Origin of the sequence: Mycobacterium sp. 29Ha (genome assembly GCF_032883055.1) — a bacterium.
Taxonomy (GTDB): Bacteria; Actinomycetota; Actinomycetes; order Mycobacteriales; family Mycobacteriaceae; genus Mycobacterium; species Mycobacterium gallinarum.
This window is the reverse complement of record NZ_JAMQTI010000032.1, coordinates 56,266-72,295: the sequence shown is the minus strand read 5'-3', so window position 1 is coordinate 72,295 and position 16,030 is coordinate 56,266. Positions and strand designations below refer to the sequence as shown.

At 65.4% G+C, this 16,030-nt stretch carries 15 protein-coding genes and 1 tRNA gene; 5 read left to right on the top strand and 11 right to left on the bottom strand.

What is annotated here, in order from left to right:
- Window positions 1-322 precede the first annotated feature (322 nt).
- Window positions 323-1,567, top strand: a complete 1,245-nt coding sequence (locus M1248_RS29595) for a site-specific integrase (protein ID WP_317150545.1) — start codon at window positions 323-325, stop codon at window positions 1,565-1,567.
- Between the two features lie 39 nt (window positions 1,568-1,606).
- Here the strand turns inward: M1248_RS29595 and M1248_RS29590 are convergent.
- Window positions 1,607-1,689 (bottom strand) — tRNA-Tyr (locus M1248_RS29590).
- A 102-nt stretch (window positions 1,690-1,791) separates the two neighbouring features.
- On the opposite strand from M1248_RS29590, the gene M1248_RS29585 reads away from it, so the two are divergent.
- On the top strand, window positions 1,792-2,283 hold the full coding sequence (locus M1248_RS29585; protein WP_014209444.1) for a YajQ family cyclic di-GMP-binding protein: 492 nt from the start codon (window positions 1,792-1,794) through the stop codon (window positions 2,281-2,283).
- Between the two features lie 4 nt (window positions 2,284-2,287).
- Here M1248_RS29585 and M1248_RS29580 read toward each other — a convergent pair whose 3' ends face one another.
- Window positions 2,288-3,091 (bottom strand): transglutaminase-like domain-containing protein, encoded by an 804-nt coding sequence (locus tag M1248_RS29580; RefSeq protein ID WP_163734834.1) that lies wholly within the window; start codon window positions 3,089-3,091, stop codon window positions 2,288-2,290.
- A gap of 133 nt (window positions 3,092-3,224) precedes the next feature.
- Here M1248_RS29580 and M1248_RS29575 point away from each other — a divergent pair, with 133 nt between their 5' ends.
- Window positions 3,225-4,250 (top strand): NAD(P)H-dependent glycerol-3-phosphate dehydrogenase, encoded by a 1,026-nt coding sequence (locus M1248_RS29575; protein WP_163734831.1) that lies wholly within the window; start codon window positions 3,225-3,227, stop codon window positions 4,248-4,250.
- Window positions 4,251-4,271: 21 nt separating this feature from the next.
- On the opposite strand, the gene M1248_RS29570 is transcribed toward M1248_RS29575, so the two are convergent.
- The 3 genes from M1248_RS29570 to grcC1 all read right to left on the bottom strand — a co-directional run bounded on the left by M1248_RS29570 (window position 4,272) and on the right by grcC1 (window position 6,865).
- A complete protein-coding gene (locus M1248_RS29570; RefSeq protein WP_410506755.1) occupies window positions 4,272-4,796 on the bottom strand; it encodes a hypothetical protein in 525 nt (174 codons plus the stop codon).
- A gap of 90 nt (window positions 4,797-4,886) precedes the next feature.
- Window positions 4,887-5,768: a zinc metalloprotease HtpX gene (gene htpX, locus M1248_RS29565; protein WP_163734825.1), complete on the bottom strand. Its 882-nt coding sequence runs from the start codon at window positions 5,766-5,768 to the stop codon at window positions 4,887-4,889.
- 89 nt (window positions 5,769-5,857) lie between these two features.
- Window positions 5,858-6,865, bottom strand: a complete 1,008-nt coding sequence (gene grcC1 / locus M1248_RS29560) for a nonaprenyl/(2E,6E)-farnesyl/geranylgeranyl diphosphat synthase (protein ID WP_174262167.1) — start codon at window positions 6,863-6,865, stop codon at window positions 5,858-5,860.
- Window positions 6,866-6,886: 21 nt separating this feature from the next.
- Here grcC1 and menJ point away from each other — a divergent pair, with 21 nt between their 5' ends.
- Both menJ and M1248_RS29550 read left to right on the top strand, forming a co-directional pair.
- Entirely contained in the window at window positions 6,887-8,107 is a 1,221-nt protein-coding gene (menJ, locus tag M1248_RS29555) for a menaquinone reductase (RefSeq protein WP_317150544.1), read from the top strand.
- A 50-nt stretch (window positions 8,108-8,157) separates the two neighbouring features.
- Window positions 8,158-8,649, top strand: coding sequence for a hypothetical protein (locus M1248_RS29550; protein WP_317150543.1), 492 nt, complete (start codon window positions 8,158-8,160; stop codon window positions 8,647-8,649).
- Here the strand turns inward: M1248_RS29550 and M1248_RS29545 are convergent, their stop codons facing one another.
- From M1248_RS29545 to M1248_RS29520, 6 genes are read right to left on the bottom strand one after another with little or no spacing between them, the layout of a single operon-like run.
- The gene (locus tag M1248_RS29545) at window positions 8,650-10,155 is read right to left on the bottom strand and encodes an MlaD family protein (protein ID WP_317150542.1); all 1,506 of its coding nucleotides are present in this window, start codon (window positions 10,153-10,155) and stop codon (window positions 8,650-8,652) included.
- Complete coding sequence (locus tag M1248_RS29540; protein ID WP_317150541.1) at window positions 10,155-11,291, bottom strand: MCE family protein; 1,137 nt, start codon at window positions 11,289-11,291, stop codon at window positions 10,155-10,157. The genes M1248_RS29545 and M1248_RS29540 overlap by 1 nt, the downstream gene beginning before the upstream one ends.
- Entirely contained in the window at window positions 11,291-12,574 is a 1,284-nt protein-coding gene (locus M1248_RS29535; protein WP_317150540.1) for an MCE family protein, read from the bottom strand. The genes M1248_RS29540 and M1248_RS29535 overlap by 1 nt, the downstream gene beginning before the upstream one ends.
- Complete coding sequence (locus M1248_RS29530) at window positions 12,571-13,653, bottom strand: MCE family protein (RefSeq protein WP_317150539.1); 1,083 nt, start codon at window positions 13,651-13,653, stop codon at window positions 12,571-12,573. Before M1248_RS29530 ends, M1248_RS29535 begins: the two co-directional genes overlap by 4 nt.
- Entirely contained in the window at window positions 13,646-14,683 is a 1,038-nt protein-coding gene (locus M1248_RS29525; protein ID WP_317150538.1) for an MlaD family protein, read from the bottom strand. The genes M1248_RS29530 and M1248_RS29525 overlap by 8 nt, the downstream gene beginning before the upstream one ends.
- A complete protein-coding gene (locus tag M1248_RS29520) occupies window positions 14,680-15,912 on the bottom strand; it encodes an MCE family protein (RefSeq protein ID WP_317150537.1) in 1,233 nt (410 codons plus the stop codon). Before M1248_RS29520 ends, M1248_RS29525 begins: the two co-directional genes overlap by 4 nt.
- Window positions 15,913-16,030 lie beyond the last annotated feature (118 nt).

The following is a 16,030-nucleotide window of genomic DNA, read 5'->3' as shown; positions in this document are numbered from 1 at the left end:
GTACAACTCGTAGTAGTCCCATCTCGGACTTACACAGAATTCGTGACAGGCTCCGTGTCGGTGCTACGCCAATGCGAACACATACCGACGACTGTTCGCACGGACACAAACGCCGAACGACGTTATACGGCAACCGCTTTGCGGCTGCCGATGCACCACTAGCGCGACTATCGACACGCGCGACCTGCACCGATACCGCCTGGCGCTGCACCGATACGGCATGACACCGGATCATCGACGTTGTGGAACCCGATCACCTAGAGACTGTGGGGATCAATCTGCTTGTGTCAGAGCGTGTTAGACGTGTTGGCGACGTGGGATGATGACCAAGACAACCCCGCACATCCGACAGGAAGCCCAACGCATGACCGCACCACGGAAACGCCGCGCCGGTGTCGAGGACCGGTGGACCCGCACTGTCCGCCAACCTGACGGCACCACCAAGACCGAGCCATCCGCGGCGCACGGCAAGGGGTCACGGTGGCGCGCCCGCTACGTCGGCGACGACGGCCGCGAACGCGAGAAGCTGTTCGGGCGGAAGGCCGACGCGCAGACGTGGCTCAACAACCAGGTGAGCGATCAGGTGACCGGCATGTGGACCGACCCGGCGAAGTCGGCGGTCACATTCGGCGCGATGGCCGAGCGGTGGATTGCCACGAAGGCCACCCGGTCGCCGAAGACCGTCGCCGGGTACCGATCCCTCCTCGACACCATCGTGTTGCCGCGGTGGCGAGACGTGCCGCTGCGCGACGTCCGGTACGACGACCTCCAGGTGTGGATCACCGGCCTGTCCGCCGACGGGTCGGTGCGGTTCGAGGGCAAGGGTCTGTCGGCGTCTCGGGTGCGACAGACCCATCAGCTCGTGGGGGCGGTGCTCAAGTTCGCGGTGCGCGCCAAGCACCTGCCCGCCAACCCGGCCGACGGCATGGACCTCCCCCGCCTGTCCGAGGTCGAGCAGCGGTACCTCACCCACGACCAACTCCACCGCGTCGCCGTTGCGTCCGGCCACCTCCGCACGCTCGTCCTTCTGCTCGGCTACTGCGGTCTACGGTTCGGCGAAGCGGCCGCCCTTCAGGTCGCCGACGTCGACGTGGCGGCGCGTCGAATCAGGGTGCGCCGATCGGTGACGTACGTGCGCAAGACGGGGTTGGTGGAGGGTCCGACGAAGAACCACAGCAGCCGAACGGTCCCGGTGCCCACGTTCGTCGCCCGACTGCTCGCGACGGAGATCGGCGACCGGGACGGGTCGGCGTTGGTGTTCACGTCGGCGCGTGGCGGTGGCTACCTCACGCTCGGGCAGGCGCGTTACACGTTCCAGAAGGCGGCGGCCGCGGTTGACGGATGCGCGGGTGTGCGCCTGCATGATCTGCGGCACACGTGCGCGTCGTTGGCGATTAGCGCGGGCGCGAACGTGAAGGTGGTGCAGCGGCTACTCGGGCACAAGACGGCGGTGCTCACGCTCGACCGGTACGGGCACCTGTTCCCCGACGACCTCGACGCCGTGGCGGACGCGTTCGACACGGCCGCGGAAGCTACTGCGGGCGGTCTGCGGGCGGTCGTGTCGTAGAACGCAATCAGCCCCCCTCGAAAGGGGGGCTGACCTGCGTGGCAGGTACAGGATTCGAACCTGTGTAGGCGTAAGCCGACGGATTTACAGTCCGCTCCCATTGGCCGCTCGGGCAACCTGCCTGGGTGCTGCACCACCCGGGTACCGGTTTGGTGCGAATAGCAGGGTACAACGAGGATGGCGCTAAGACGAAAACGCACCAGACACCAGGAGGGCCGAGTCCAATGGCGGATTCATCGTTTGACGTCGTGAGCAAGGTCGACCGTCAGGAGGCCGACAACGCACTGAACCAGGCGGCCAAGGAGCTGTCCACGCGATACGACTTCCGCGGCACCGACACCTCCATCGCCTGGCAGGGCGAGGAGACCGTCGTCATCACGTCCTCGACCGAGGAGCGGGTCAAGGCGGCAATCGACGTCTTCAAGGAAAAGCTGATCCGTCGCGACATCTCCATGAAGGCCTTCGACGTCGGCGAGCCGCAGGCTTCGGGCAAGACCTTCAAGGTCAGCGGCCAGATGAAGCAGGGCATCAGCAGCGAGGACGCCAAGAAGATCACCAAGATCATCCGCGACGAGGGCCCCAAGGGCGTCAAGGCCCAGATCCAGGGCGATGAGATCCGGGTGTCGTCGAAGAAGCGCGACGACCTGCAGGCCGTCATCGCCCTGCTCAAGGGCTCCGACCTGGACGTCGCGCTGCAGTTCGTCAACTACCGCTGACGCCCTAGCCGATCGACACCAGCTCGCCGATCGGGTCCCTCGGCAGATCGCCGTCAGTGACGGCGGTCACCGACATCCAGTTCAGGTTGATCCCGCCCCTGTGGTTGTCCAGAAAGGCGGTGTCGGCGGCGTCGCGACCGGTCGCGATGCGGACCAGTGTCTGCCGCGGCGCCAGCAGGGTGGCGTCGACGACGCGCCACTGCCCCTCGACGAACGCCTCGGCCACCGCGTGGAAGTCCATCGGGTACAGGCCCGGCGCGTACACCGAGACGACGCGGGCCGGAACGAACACCGCTCGCAGCAGCGCCACCACCAGGTGCGCGAAGTCGCGGCAGACTCCGGCACCGGCGAGCAATGTGTCCGCCGCCCCGTCGATCGGGTCGCTGGACCCGGGCACGTAGTTCAGCCGCGTACCCACCCATGACGACACCTTCTCCAGCAGCGTCGTCGAATCGACGTAGTTACCGAATTCCGTTGCCGCGAACCCGAAGAACTTGTCGGCCTCCGCGTAGCGGCTCGGCCTCAGGTACACCGACTTTTCGTACTCGGTGACCGGCGGCGGATCAGCTCGTCCGGTGACGGTCGCGGCATAGTCGACCTTCAGCAACCCGCCTTGAACGTCAAGCTTGTGGATCCTGTTGCCATGCGTCCCGCTTATCTCCAAGGGCTGCACAGGTTTTCCGTCCAACACGAAGGACAACGATTCCGACACCTCAGCATTGACGTGCGGTGCGACGGCGATCTGGAACTCCAGTTCGGTCGGCGCGAGCACCTGGACTTCGAGCTGTGCGCCCACCTCTCGCCTCATGCTGCTGATGATGCGCCTCTCGGTCGGGTTGTGCGAGCCATACGACGGGCGTGGGACCCGCCAGGGGATCTACCCGCATTCAGTCGCCACAAACCGGTCCGCGCGACTCGCCGACAGTCATACCCTGATCGGCATGGCACCTGCGCAACGCGAACCCAAGGTCGTCGTCCTCGGTGGAGGCTCATGGGGCACCACCGTGGCGTCCATCTGCGCCAGGCGCGGGCCGACGCTGCAGTGGGTGCGTTCCCAGGAGACCGCCGACGACATCAACGACAAGCACCGCAACACCAAGTACCTCGGCAACGAGGTCGAGCTGGCGCACACGCTCAAGGCCACCACCGACTTCTCCGAGGCCGCCGAGTGCGCCGACGTCATCGTCATGGGCGTGCCGTCGCACGGCTTCCGTGGGGTCTTAACCGAACTCGCCAGGGAGCTACGACCTTGGGTGCCGGTGGTGTCTCTGGTCAAGGGTCTCGAGCAGGGCACGAACTATCGGATGAGCCAGATCGTCAACGAGGTGCTGCCCGGACACCCCGCAGGTATCCTCGCCGGGCCGAACATTGCGCGGGAAGTGGCCGAGGGCTACGCGGCCGCCGCGGTGCTCGCGATGCCCGACCAGAGTCTCGCAGCGAACCTCGGAAAGCTGTTCCGCACCAGGCGATTCCGGACTTACACCACCGATGACGTCGTCGGGGTGGAGATGGCAGGTGCACTCAAGAACGTGTACGCGATCGCGGTGGGGATGGGCTATTCCCTTGGCATCGGTGAAAACACCCGCGCGATGGTGATCGCCCGCGCCCTTCGTGAGATGTCGAAACTCGGCGAAGCGATGGGCGGTCACCGCGACACCTTCGCGGGCCTGGCCGGCATGGGCGACCTAATCGTCACGTGCACGAGTCAGCGCAGCCGCAACCGCCATGTCGGCGAACAACTCGGTTCCGGCAAGTCGATCGAGGAGATCATCTCGTCGATGAATCAGGTTGCCGAGGGAGTCAAGGCCGCGAGCGTGATCATGGAGTTTGCCGACAAGTACGGCATCTCCATGCCGATCGCGCGGGAGGTCGACGGCGTCGTCAACCACGGTTCCACGGTCGAACAGGCCTACCGAGGTCTGGCCGCCGAGAAGCCCGGACACGAGGTGCACGGCTCAGGATTCTGAGCCGCGCCTATCCACCGGAGCTCAGTTGAAGTAAGGGTTGGTGCCCTCGGGTCGATCCAGCAGCGGGTTGATGCCGCCGTTGATGATGAAGCTGCCCGCCGGGCTGAGCACGAACCCGGACTGGTTGCGGCTGTCCGCGCAGGTTGTCACCGACCCGTCGCTACCGCAGCTGACCGTCTGATAGCTCAGGCGCGAACCCGCCGGAAGTGGCTTGGCGTCGACGTTGGCGAACACATCCCCCGCCGAGTTGGCGAAGGACGGGACGCCGGGACCACCGCTGACGAGGTTCGCACCCTCGGGCGCCCCGGGGATCGGGCCGCTGCAGCCGTAGCCGCCGTTGCGCTGCAAGACGCAGGTCAGACCGTCGGGCGTCTTGAACGCATACCACTGGTTGTCCATCACCTGGTACTCCGACAGCTTCATCGGCGCGTACGCGTTCACGTTCGGTGGAGGTGGCGGTGGCGGCGGTGCCGGCGGCTGGGCCATCGCGACGCCCGGCAGTCCGATGAGGGCCGCCCCCGCAGACGCCACGACGCCGATCAGCATTCTGTTCAGCACGGTCCACACCCTAGATGGTGCGGTTGTGACTCGCAGCATGCCCGTGTCATCGCCGGTCAGGGCGGCGGCGTTACCCGATCAGTAGTACCGATCAGGCCCGCGGCCGGCCATCGCCTCCAGCCGGGCGATGCGATCTTCCATCGGCGGGTGCGTCGAGAAGAGCTTGCCGATCTTCTCCCCCGCCCGGAACGGGTTGGCGATCATCAGGTGCGCCTGGTCGGCGAGCTGCGGCTCCGGCGGCAGTGGGGCCTGCTGCACCCCCATGCTGATCTTGCGCAGCGCACTCGCCAGCGCCAGCGGATCACCCGTCAACTCGGCTCCCGACTGATCGGCCTGGTATTCGCGCGACCGCGAAACTGCCAACTTGATCACCGTCGCGGCGATCGGCCCGAGCAGCGCAACCAGAAGCATCGCAAAGGGATTCGAGCCACCCTCGCGGCTGCCGCCGAACATACCGGCGAACTGGGCGACGAGCGCCAGCGCCGTCACCACCGACGCCATGGCACCTGCCACACAGGAAATGAGGATGTCGCGGTTGTAGACGTGGCTCAGCTCGTGGCCGAGCACCGCGCGTAGCTCGCGCTCGTTGAGGATGCCCAGGATGCCGGTCGTGCAGCAGACGGCCGCGTTGCGCGGGTTGCGTCCCGTCGCGAACGCGTTCGGGGCCGCGGTGTCGCTGATGTAGAGCCGCGGCATCGGCTGGCGTGCCGTGGTCGCCAGTTCGCGCACGATCTTGTACATCACCGGTGCCTGCATCTCGTTCACCGGCTGGGCGTGCATCGCCTTCAACGCCAGCTTGTCGCTGTTGAAGTACACGTAGACGTTCATGCCCACGGCGAACAGGACGGCCAGATACATGATGTTCCGCCCGAACAACGCGCCGATGAAGACGATCAGCGCCGAAAATCCCGCGAGCAGCACGAACGTCTTGGCGGTGTTGGCGTGCGGATGCCAGGTCATTGTGGCTGTCTCCTACTAGGCCGACTACGGATACCGAGACGTTTCACGCTCTTAACGCATAGACAGGCTCGGCAAGTTCCACGGCACCGTCAGCCGTGGCGATTGGCCGTGTAGTCGGCCAGCGTCGCCAACGCCTGGCGCCCGGGGCTCTCCGGCAGGTTCGCCAGCTCCTCGCGTGCCTGCGCGGCGTACTCGGCGACAGTCTGCTTGGCCTTCACCATGCCCTGCGAGGCACGCAGCAGGCGCAGCGCCTCGGCCAGGTCGTCATCGTTCTCGACGGGGCCGGCGAGCAGCTCACGCAGCCGGTCGGCGTCGGGGCCGGTGTCCCGTAGCGCGTAGAGCACCGGGAGGGTGTGCACGCCTTCGCGCAGGTCCGTGCCGGGCAGTTTGCCGGATTCGTCTGGATCGCTGTCGATGTCGATGATGTCGTCGGAGATCTGGAACGCCGTGCCGACGATGCCGCCGAGGCGGCTCAACCGTTCGATCTGCTCCTCGTCGGCGCCGGAGAACGTCGCTCCGAACCGGCCGGACGCCGCGATCAGGCAAGCCGTCTTCTCGTACACCACCTTCAGGTAGTGCTCGACGGAGTCGACATGGTCGGCCGCGCCGCGGGTTTCCCGCATCTGTCCCGTGACCAGCTGGGCGAACGTGTCGGCGATCACGCGCACCGCCTCCGGACCCAGCCGGGAAACCAGCCGCGACGCCGTCGCGAACAGATAGTCGCCAGCGAGGATCGCGATGTTGTTGCTCCACCGCGCGTTCGCGCTCGGCGCACCGCGACGCACCTGAGCCTCGTCCATCACGTCGTCGTGGTACAGCGTCGCCAGGTGTACCAGCTCGATGACGGCGCCCGCCACGTCGACCTGCCACGCATCGGGTTCGGGGCCGAGGCGCGCCGCCAACACCGTGAACAGCGGGCGGAACCGCTTACCGCCCGCCTGGAACAGGTGCTGTACTGCCGCGGACATCAGTTCGTCGGCTTTGCCCAGCTCAGTGGCCATCAAATCTTCGATTCGGGCCACGGCCTCGCGCACATCCTGCGCAAAGGCGGGGTCTCCGAAGTCGACGCCTGCCACCACACTCGCCGGTGTCCTCACCCTGCCAACATACTGGGAGCTATGCATACGCGAGCCGATGTGGTGGTCGTCGGGGCCGGGCCCGCCGGTTCCGCCGCGGCGGCGTGGGCGTGCCGGGCCGGGCGCGACGTGCTGGTGATCGATTCGGCGCAGTTCCCGCGCGACAAAGCGTGCGGCGACGGTCTGACACCGCGCGCGGTTCAGGAGATGGAGCATCTCGGGCTCGGTGCGTGGCTGGACGGCCGCGTGCGACACCGCGGATTGCGGATGTCGGGGTTCGGCGCGGACGTCGAAATCGAGTGGCCGGGTCCGTCGTTCCCTGCGACGTCGAGCGCGGTCCCGCGCACCGAGCTCGACGACCGGATCCGCATGGTGGCGGTCGATGAGGGCGCAAAGATGCTGCTCGGCGCCAAAGCCGTTGATGTCCATCATGATTCGTCGGGACGAGTGGCGTCGCTGGTGCTGGACGATGGCGCCGAGATCGGCTGCGGCGAACTGATCGTCGCCGACGGCGCTCGCTCGACACTGGGACGCGTGCTCGGTCGTGAGTGGCACAAGGAGACGGTGTACGGAGTGGCCATCCGCGGGTACATCGGCACGCCGCGCGCGAGCGAACCGTGGATCACGTCGCATCTCGAATTGCGCTCACCCGAACGTGAGGTGCTGCCCGGCTACGGATGGATCTTCCCGCTGGGCAACGGCGAGGTGAACATCGGTGTCGGCGCGCTCGCGACGTCCAAACGGCCGGCCGACGCCGCACTGCGTCCGTTGATGGCGTATTACACCGACCTGCGGCGCGAGGAATGGGGCTTCGACGGAGCGCCGCGCGCGGGTCTGTCGGCGTTGTTGCCGATGGGCGGTGCCGTATCCGGGGTGGCCGGGCCGAACTGGATGCTGATCGGCGACGCCGCGGCGTGCGTCAACCCGCTCAACGGTGAGGGCATCGACTACGGGCTGGAAACCGGCAGGCTCGCGGCAGAGCTGCTGGGCACCGGCGATCTGACATCGGCGTGGCCCGCGGTGCTGTCGGCGCACTACGCGCAGGGCTTCTCCGTGGCGCGACGACTGGGGTTGCTGCTGACGATCCCGCGCTTCTTGCCTGCGACCGGTCCGCTCGCGATGAGGTCGTCGTTCCTCATGACGATCGCGGTGCGCGTCATGGGCAACTTCGTCACCGACGAGGATGCGGACTGGGTCGCGCGGCTGTGGCGGCGTGCGGGTGCGGCGTCGCGTCGGATCGACGAACGCCCGCCGTTCACCTAGTCCTCGAGGATTTGCGTCAGTACTGACACAATTCGTGCTAGGAACGACATGTGGCGAGTCCCCGCGTGCAGTTTGCGACCCGCGCCGCTTTCGTGGTCGCCGCCGTCGCGTTTGCCACCGTCGTGCCTCCGGCCGCGGCGACCGAGTGGCCTACGCTCGAGGGGACGTATACGGCAGTCTCCGACGGGCGGTGGGCCAAAACCCGCGAGGTCCGTCGCGACGAGGCCACGGTCACGAGCACCTGGACGATAACTTCGACTTGCAGCTCCCATGTCGAGTGCACCGGCCGCGTTATCAGCGATCAGGGGTGGAGCGCCGACGCCGTCTTCAGTTTCGGACTGTGGACGGTCGAACATGATGTGGTCGAATGGATTCCGTGCGCCGACGGCACTACCGCGCCGGGCAATCAACAGTTCACCTTTTATCCTGTCGATTCGACGACGTTGGTCGGCAAGGACAAAACCTTCGGGCCGAGCGGTGCGTGCGGCGTCAGTTACTGGATGACAATCGAGATGCCGTTTCGGTTGACCAAGACCGCGTGATCATCTGGGCAGCAGGTCTTTCCAATCCTTCGGCGGCGGCTCGGCGAGATTCGTCTGCCGGTAGGCTCGGCCATCCTGGGCGACGAACTGGCCAGTGCTCGGGCTGTACTGCGTGACCGCGACCGGCGGTGGGGGCCCGGTGGCGTGGTTGCCGCTCGGCGCCGCCGGCGGCGACGCAGGTGGCGGCTGCTGACCTACAGGCGGTGCGGTACCTTCGGCCGGCGCAAAGATGTTCTCGTCGAGAGTAATCCGGTCGTCGGGCGGAATGCCTTGCGAGACCAGATTGGGATCGATCGGATACGGGCCGACGACGTGCTGACGCTCGGCCACCGGTGTGAAAGGCTGCTCGCCGCTGCAAATCTCGACCGTCGGGGCGCGCTTTCCGGGATATCCCATACAGGGGTAGTTGCGTGCGCCGCGAACGGCGATCGGTGAATCTTGCGGCAGTTTGCAGTACAGGCCGTCTGGAGTGTCGATCACAGTGGTGTCAGCAGGTGATCGCCAGGCGGACGGGGGTAGATAGCCCACAGTGCACGCTGGCGGATCGCCCACTGCGATCCTGAACTCGCCCAGCGCAATTCCGGTCGGATTGTTGCCCGGCAACGCTGCCTGGACCGCGGCCACGAACGGTGGCAGAAGTACCAGTAGCTGTTCCAACGAGGCGTTGTATGTCACGCCGATCTGGCCGACTGAGCTCAGGTTCGCCAGCAGCACCGGCAACGTGGGCTTGACCTGCTCGAGTAACCGCGATACTTCCTCCGTGGCCCCGGGTCCCGCCCGCAACAGGGTCCGCACCTCGCTGTCATTACGGGCGAGCTCCTCGGTGACGTTGGCGAGGTCACGAGTCCAGATGCGCAGCGCATCAGCAGTCTGGGCTTGTGAATTCAGCAGCGGGGCAGTGTCTTCGACCAGACGACGCGGACGCTCACCGGTAGCGTCGATGTCGCGGACCAGCGCGGCAGACGAATCGATCAGTGACGCGATGTCATAGCCGGCGCCGTTGAGACCGGTGAACGATTCGTCTAGCAGGGCGGTCACCCTGCCCTTCGGGATGCTTGCCAGTAACGCGCTAACCTGGTCCAGCATCGGACCCACCTGCTGAGGAACGACGGCATCGCGCATCGGGATCACAGACCCGTCAGCCAGGTACGGCGCACCCGCGGTGCGGGGCCGCAGTTCGACATATTGCTCACCCACCGCCGATACGCTGCGCACTTCGGCCTGCACATCCGCCGGCACTCGCGGTGAACTATCTAAGGACAAAGTGGCTTTCGCGCCTTCACGAGTAGGAGCAACGTCGACGACCTTGCCGATCTGCACACCGCGATAGGTCACATTGCCGAATTGATAGAGCCCACCTGTCGTCGGCAATTCCAGTGTCACTGTGATCCGGCCGATGCCCAACAGCATCGGCACCTGAACATAAGAGAACAGCAATGCGGACACCCCGATGACCGAAGCGACAGTGAAGATCACCAGCTGAGCCTTCACCAGACCGGTGAACATCAGCGGCCACCAGACTGAGGTGGCGGCGCGACACCTACCCCTAGCGGATCGGGGGTGTAGTAGGCGTCGTAGCCCGGGTCGCCTGGTGCGGGCACCAAGGGCAGGTCCGGTCGCCCCCAACGTGTTCCGAGCATCAACCCGCGCTTGAGTCGGTTCACCGTCAAGTCGAGCACCAGGTAATAGTTCATGTAGTCACCGCGAACCGCGCGGTCGACGAGATTCTGCGGGTAAGGGAACGTGGTCGCGAACGCCAGCGCGGTGTCGAGGTCCGGCCCGACGTCGGCGAGCGCCCCCAGCGTCGGTTCGAGGTTGCGCAGATTATCGACGAAGTTCGCCTTCGTATCTTCAACGAGACCCGTTGCGGTATTGCTGAACACCCGCAACCTATCCAGCGCCGCGGTGAGGTTCGGTCGCTGGGCGACAAGGACATCGAGGGCTGGCGGAATGGTGTCCAGCGCGCGCACAATGACCTCACGCTGGGCTGCGAGGCGGGCTGCGAGCCGATCCAGCGCGTGAATCGAGGCGACGACGTTATCGCGTTGTGAATCGAGTACACCGACGAATCTCTCGAACCGCCCAAGCAACTCGCGCACCTCGCTCTCGCGACCGGACAGCGCGACGCTGAGATTGTGGATGACGTCGCCGATCTGGCCCAACCCTCCCGTGTTGACGATCGCCGACAATGACGACAACGTCGCCTCAGTGGACGGATAAGTGGAGGAGCTGTCGAGCGGAAGTGTTGAGCCCGTCGCGAGCCGGCCGAACGGCGCATCCCCTAGCGGTGGGTTCAACGCCAGGTGGCTGGATCCCAGCAGACTCGTCTGGCCGACAGTCGCGACCGCGTTGGCCGGGACAACGACATTCGACTTGACGAAGACCTCTACGTCGGCGTGGTAGCCACGCACCTTCATTGCACCGACACTGCCGACAACGACATCGTCCACCAGCACCGGTGAATTCGACTCCATCGTCCCGACATTGGCGATCTCGACGTGAAAGACCTGATCATGCGCGCCCCGCCCGATGGTGCCCGGCAGCGCAATCGAGTTCGTACCTGTGAAGCTACAACCCGGTACGACCAGGATCACGCTGCCCACGGCGGCGAGCAGTGTTCGAACACGGGACGTGCTGCTCATCACGGCGGGCTCCCTTCGAAGGGCACCCCGACAGCCGGTGGCGCCACGAGGGTCGAGGGCGCCGCCTCGGCGGGCAGCAACATGTCGGGCAGCGTCGGTGGGGCCGCGTCAGCGTGTCCCGGCATCAGACGCGGTTCGGTATAGATCAGGTTCTCCGGGCTGGCGGACTTGGCAAGGTAGGGGTTGAAGGGAATGGGCAGGTAGTTGAAATTCATCAGCCGCAGTGCCGGTCCCAGATAGTCGCTGCACAGTTGTGCTGTCTCGGGCGCGGTCGCATTCTCGATCGCACCGATCTGGGCGCAGATGAAATGGATGGGGTTCGAAAAGCCGTTCAGAACAGCCGCTCCGGCGAACTCGCCGGTGTCGGCGTTGTACATGTTGTACGCGTTGGCAAAGGAGTTGGGCGCCACGTGCAGGATCTGCTCGAGATCGGTGCTGTGGTCGACCAGGTTCTGCGTGACGTCCGCCAGCCGGCCGATCTGCTCGGAGGTTCGGTCGCGGTGCGTGGCGACGAAGCGGCTGACGTCTCCCACCGCGACCGACAGGCTGTTTAGTGCCGCATCGAGATCCGAGCGACTACCGTCGAGCACGCTGGACAACGTGGCGAGCCGGTCCTGGAACTGGACGATCTGCTCGCTGCTCTCGCTCAGCGTGGTGACGAAAGTCTGCAGATGACTGATGATTTCGACGATGTCGCCACTGCCGTCGGACAGCAATCGACCCACGCCGGACAGTTGAGCCAGTGTCTGCCGCAATTTGGCCCCGTTTCCCTCCATTGCGGAGGCCGCGCTGTCGATGAAGCGCGCCATCGCCGGGGTCGACACCTCGCTGTTGGGGCCCAAATCGGTTGCGAGTCGGGTCAGCTGGGCCTTCACCTCGTCCCACTCGACAGGTACGGCCGTGCGCTCGATGGGGATGACGCCGTTGTCCGGCATGGTCGGACCGGTGTCTCGGTAGGCCGGGGCGAGCTGGACATAGCGCGCCGCAACGAGGTTGTGTGACACGATCACCGCGTCGGCCTCGGCGGGAATCGGCACGTCGCGGTCGACGTGCATCGTCATTTTCGACCAGGTGCCGTCGGGCTCGATCGCGGTGATCCGTCCGACGTTCACGCCAAGGACCCGCACCTCGTCGCCGGGATAAATTGCGGTCGTCGACGTGAAGTACGCGGTGATGACCGTCGGCGCAAAGTAGATTTGTCGAACCAGCACGAGCGTCCCCGAAAATCCCACGCACGCCAGCACGACTGCCAATACGGCGGCGATCCGGCTGCGTGCGATCATCGCGGCCTCTCCGGAATACCATTGCGCGGCCAGGGGAATTCCGCCCGCGGGCCCGCGTCGTCGGGGGGTTGGCCCGCGTCGACACCGCGGCGAAAGCCGAACGCGTAGTCGAGGAACGGTTGAAGCATCTGGCCGGGCAGGAGGTTGGGCACGAAGGCGTTGTAGTACGGGCCGTTTGCGACGGTCTCGCCCAACGTCAGCTGATACTTCGCGAAGCCCGGTAAGGCTTTGGCGATGTTGTCACGGTTCTGCTGCAACATCGCCGCCACCGAGTTCAACCTGTCGAGAGTGGGGCCGAGTTCCTGTTCGTGATCGGCCACCAGTCCGGATAGCTGTCGGGCGACGGCGGTGGTGTTGGCGAGCAAGGTGGCAATCTCGTTGCGCCGCTGCACCAGGACCGCGAGCAGATCGTTGGTGTCGAGAATCAGGGTGTCGACCTGCTGGCTGCGGTCCGCCAGGATTTCGGAGACGTTCCCGGCATGCTTCAACAGATCGCGCATCGACTCATTACGTTCGTTGAGTGTTCGCGACAGCCGGGTCAGTCCATCGAAGGTTGGCGTGAGTTGGGGCGATATCCGGTCGATGGCATCCGACAGCGCATCCAGCGACTGATTGAGGCTGGCTGTGTCCAGCCCCTCGGCGTTGGTGGTGAGCTCGTCCATGGCCTCGGTCAAGGAATACGGAGAGGAGGTGCGCGATAACGGAATCTCGTCGGTGTGCCGCATCGGGTCACGACCGGCGGGTCTAAGCACAACCATCCGTTGGCCCAGTACCGAGCCGGTGGCTATGTGGGCGGTGGTCTCAGACCCCAGCCTTACGGTGCCCGCGACGGTGAACCCGACGACCACTTCGCCGTGGCGCAGCGAGATATCCGAAACCGCACCTACTTTCATTCCGGCGACGGTGACGTCGTTGCCGAGAGCCAGCCCGCCGGCCTCGGCGAAGATGGCACGGTACTGCAGCGCCGTCGCCATCGAGACCAGTCGCTCCGGCGCGAGCCCGATTGCGACGATCAACACGCAGAGCACCGCGCCGATGACCCCGACGCGTGTGAGTCTGTTGTCACGGTATTTAAGCATCGGGCTCCGAACACCTCCCGCCCTCCTGCTTGATCCACGGGAAGACCGCCGTGCGGTTCTGCAGATCCGAAACCCGCACACTCAAGCCGCACACATAGAACTGGATGAAGTTGCCGTAGGCGCCGAGCCGCACCAGTTTTCGATAGTTCTCCGGCGCTTTGCGCAGGGCGGCGTCGATACGGTCCTTGTCCTCATCGAGGAGGGGCGCAAGCCGGTTCAGCTGTCCGACGGTAGCCGCGAGCGGTGGTCTGGACGTGGTCAGCAGATCGGCGACCGATGCGGTGCCCGCGTCGATCGAGGTGATCGCGGCACCGATCAGATCGCGCTGCTCCGCCAGTTCGGTTGCCAGCCGTTGCAGACCGTCGACGGCGTCCGAGAACTTGTCACCTTCGTGGTCCAACGTGGCCACCAGGGTGGTGAGGTTGTCGATGAGCCGCTGCACCACGTCGTTGTTGTCGGCCAGCGAATCAGCGAAGGCCGACGTCTTCGTGAAGACCGATTCCAGTGTGTCGCCCTGACCCTGGAACACCGTGAGCAAAGCCGACGTCAACGCGTTGACATCCTGCGCATCCAGGCCCTGGATGACGGGTTTGAGTCCACCGAGGAGCAGGTCGAGATCCAACGCGGGTGCGGTGCTGGCTTCGGCGATCTCGGCCCGCGCTGCCAGCCGACGGGTCGAGCCCGGGCCGTCGAGAAGTTCGAGATAGCGGTCTCCCACCAGGTTGAGATAGCGCACCGCGAGTCGGGTGCCCTCGGTGAGCACCACCTCGTCGTCCGCATCAAAGTGCACTACCACCTTGTTGTCGGCGCGCAGCGTCACGCCGGTGACCGTACCGACCCTGATTCCGGCTACCCGCACGGAATCACCTGCGCTCAAACGTGATACATCCACGAAGACAGCCGAGTACTCGGTGGTCGAGCTGGTTCGGAACTGGCCGAACACGACGAACAGGGAGGCGGTGAGCACCGACATCACAGCTGCGAAGACGGCGAACTTCACGGCCGTTGCCCATCGGCGAGGGCGGCTCATCCCGGTTGGCCGATCTCTGCACTGTTACGCGGTGGACCGTTCAGGGGCCCGAACAGCCATTGTTTGAGGCCGTCGGCGTTGAGCAGCAACCCCTGGTTGCCGTACTCCCACGGGTTCGCGCCGACGTCGGCGACGACGAACGGCGGGTGCTGACCGTAGGCCAGCCGCGGCAGATCGTGGCACTGGGGGCCGCCGGTGGCGGCGACCCTGGGCAGGTCACCCGGGTAGCGATAGCGGTCCTGACCTAATAGCAGGCTCACCGAGGCGACGACACCAGGTTCGGGCGACGGCGGATTCTTGGCGGCCGGGAGCACGCCTTCGACAGCACAATTGATGGCCTCGTGGTATTCGCTGGTCAGCGTGGTTGTCGGGAGTAGCAGACGCAGCACCTCGGTCAGCGCCCGCCGGTTTCCGCCGATGACATCGTTGCCGATATCGGCCAGTCCGATGAGTCCAAGCAGCAGCGCATCGAGATTGTGTTGTTCGGCGACCACCGTCTGACTCACCGTCGCGACGTGGTCGGCGATACGCAGGAGGTCCTCGGCGGCGTCGGCATAGGCGCCGAACACCGATGGCGCGTCCGTGAGGTCCCGGCTGAGAGCGGGTAACGCCGGATCGAGCTTGCCCAGAACGGCGTTGAGCGTCGAAAGCATCTGACCCAAGGATTGGCCGCGCCCGTTGAGTGCCGTGGCGATTGCCCCCAGCATCTGATTGATCTTCACCGGATCGACCGCCGACAGCAGAGAGGTGAGCTGCTCGAACACGGTGTTGATCTCGACTGTCACTTGATCGGCCTGAATCACGGCACCTTCGGCGATGTTGTGTGGCGACGGCTGTGGCGGGTCTACCAATTGCACGAACTTGGCGCCGAACACCGTCGTCGACGCGATGTCGACCACAACATTCGAGGGAATCAACTGCAACGCAGCGGGATCCATCGCCAGCCTCAGTGCCGCCTGGCCGTCGGGCAATGCGTCGATGGCGCTGACCCGGCCGACCTCGGCGCCGTGCAGCTTGACCTTGGCGTCCGGATTCATCACCAGGCCGGCACGTGGCGACAACACCGTGAGAGGCACGGTTTGGGTGAAGCCGCCGCGGAACATGGTGGCGGCCAGCACGATGACACCGACGATGGCGACGACCGTCACCAGCCCGACCAGCGGACGGCGGAATGTCGTCCACCGTGTTTTGCTGCGAATACTATTGGCGCGCAGCCGATGTCGGGTCACTGCGCCAAACTTCGTGGACGGGGTGTTACTCGTCGAACACCCGACCGACAGTCCACGCTGCGTCTCCTTTCACGACGTGGAGGAGTACTCTGCCACAGATCATGTCAGGACTGACACA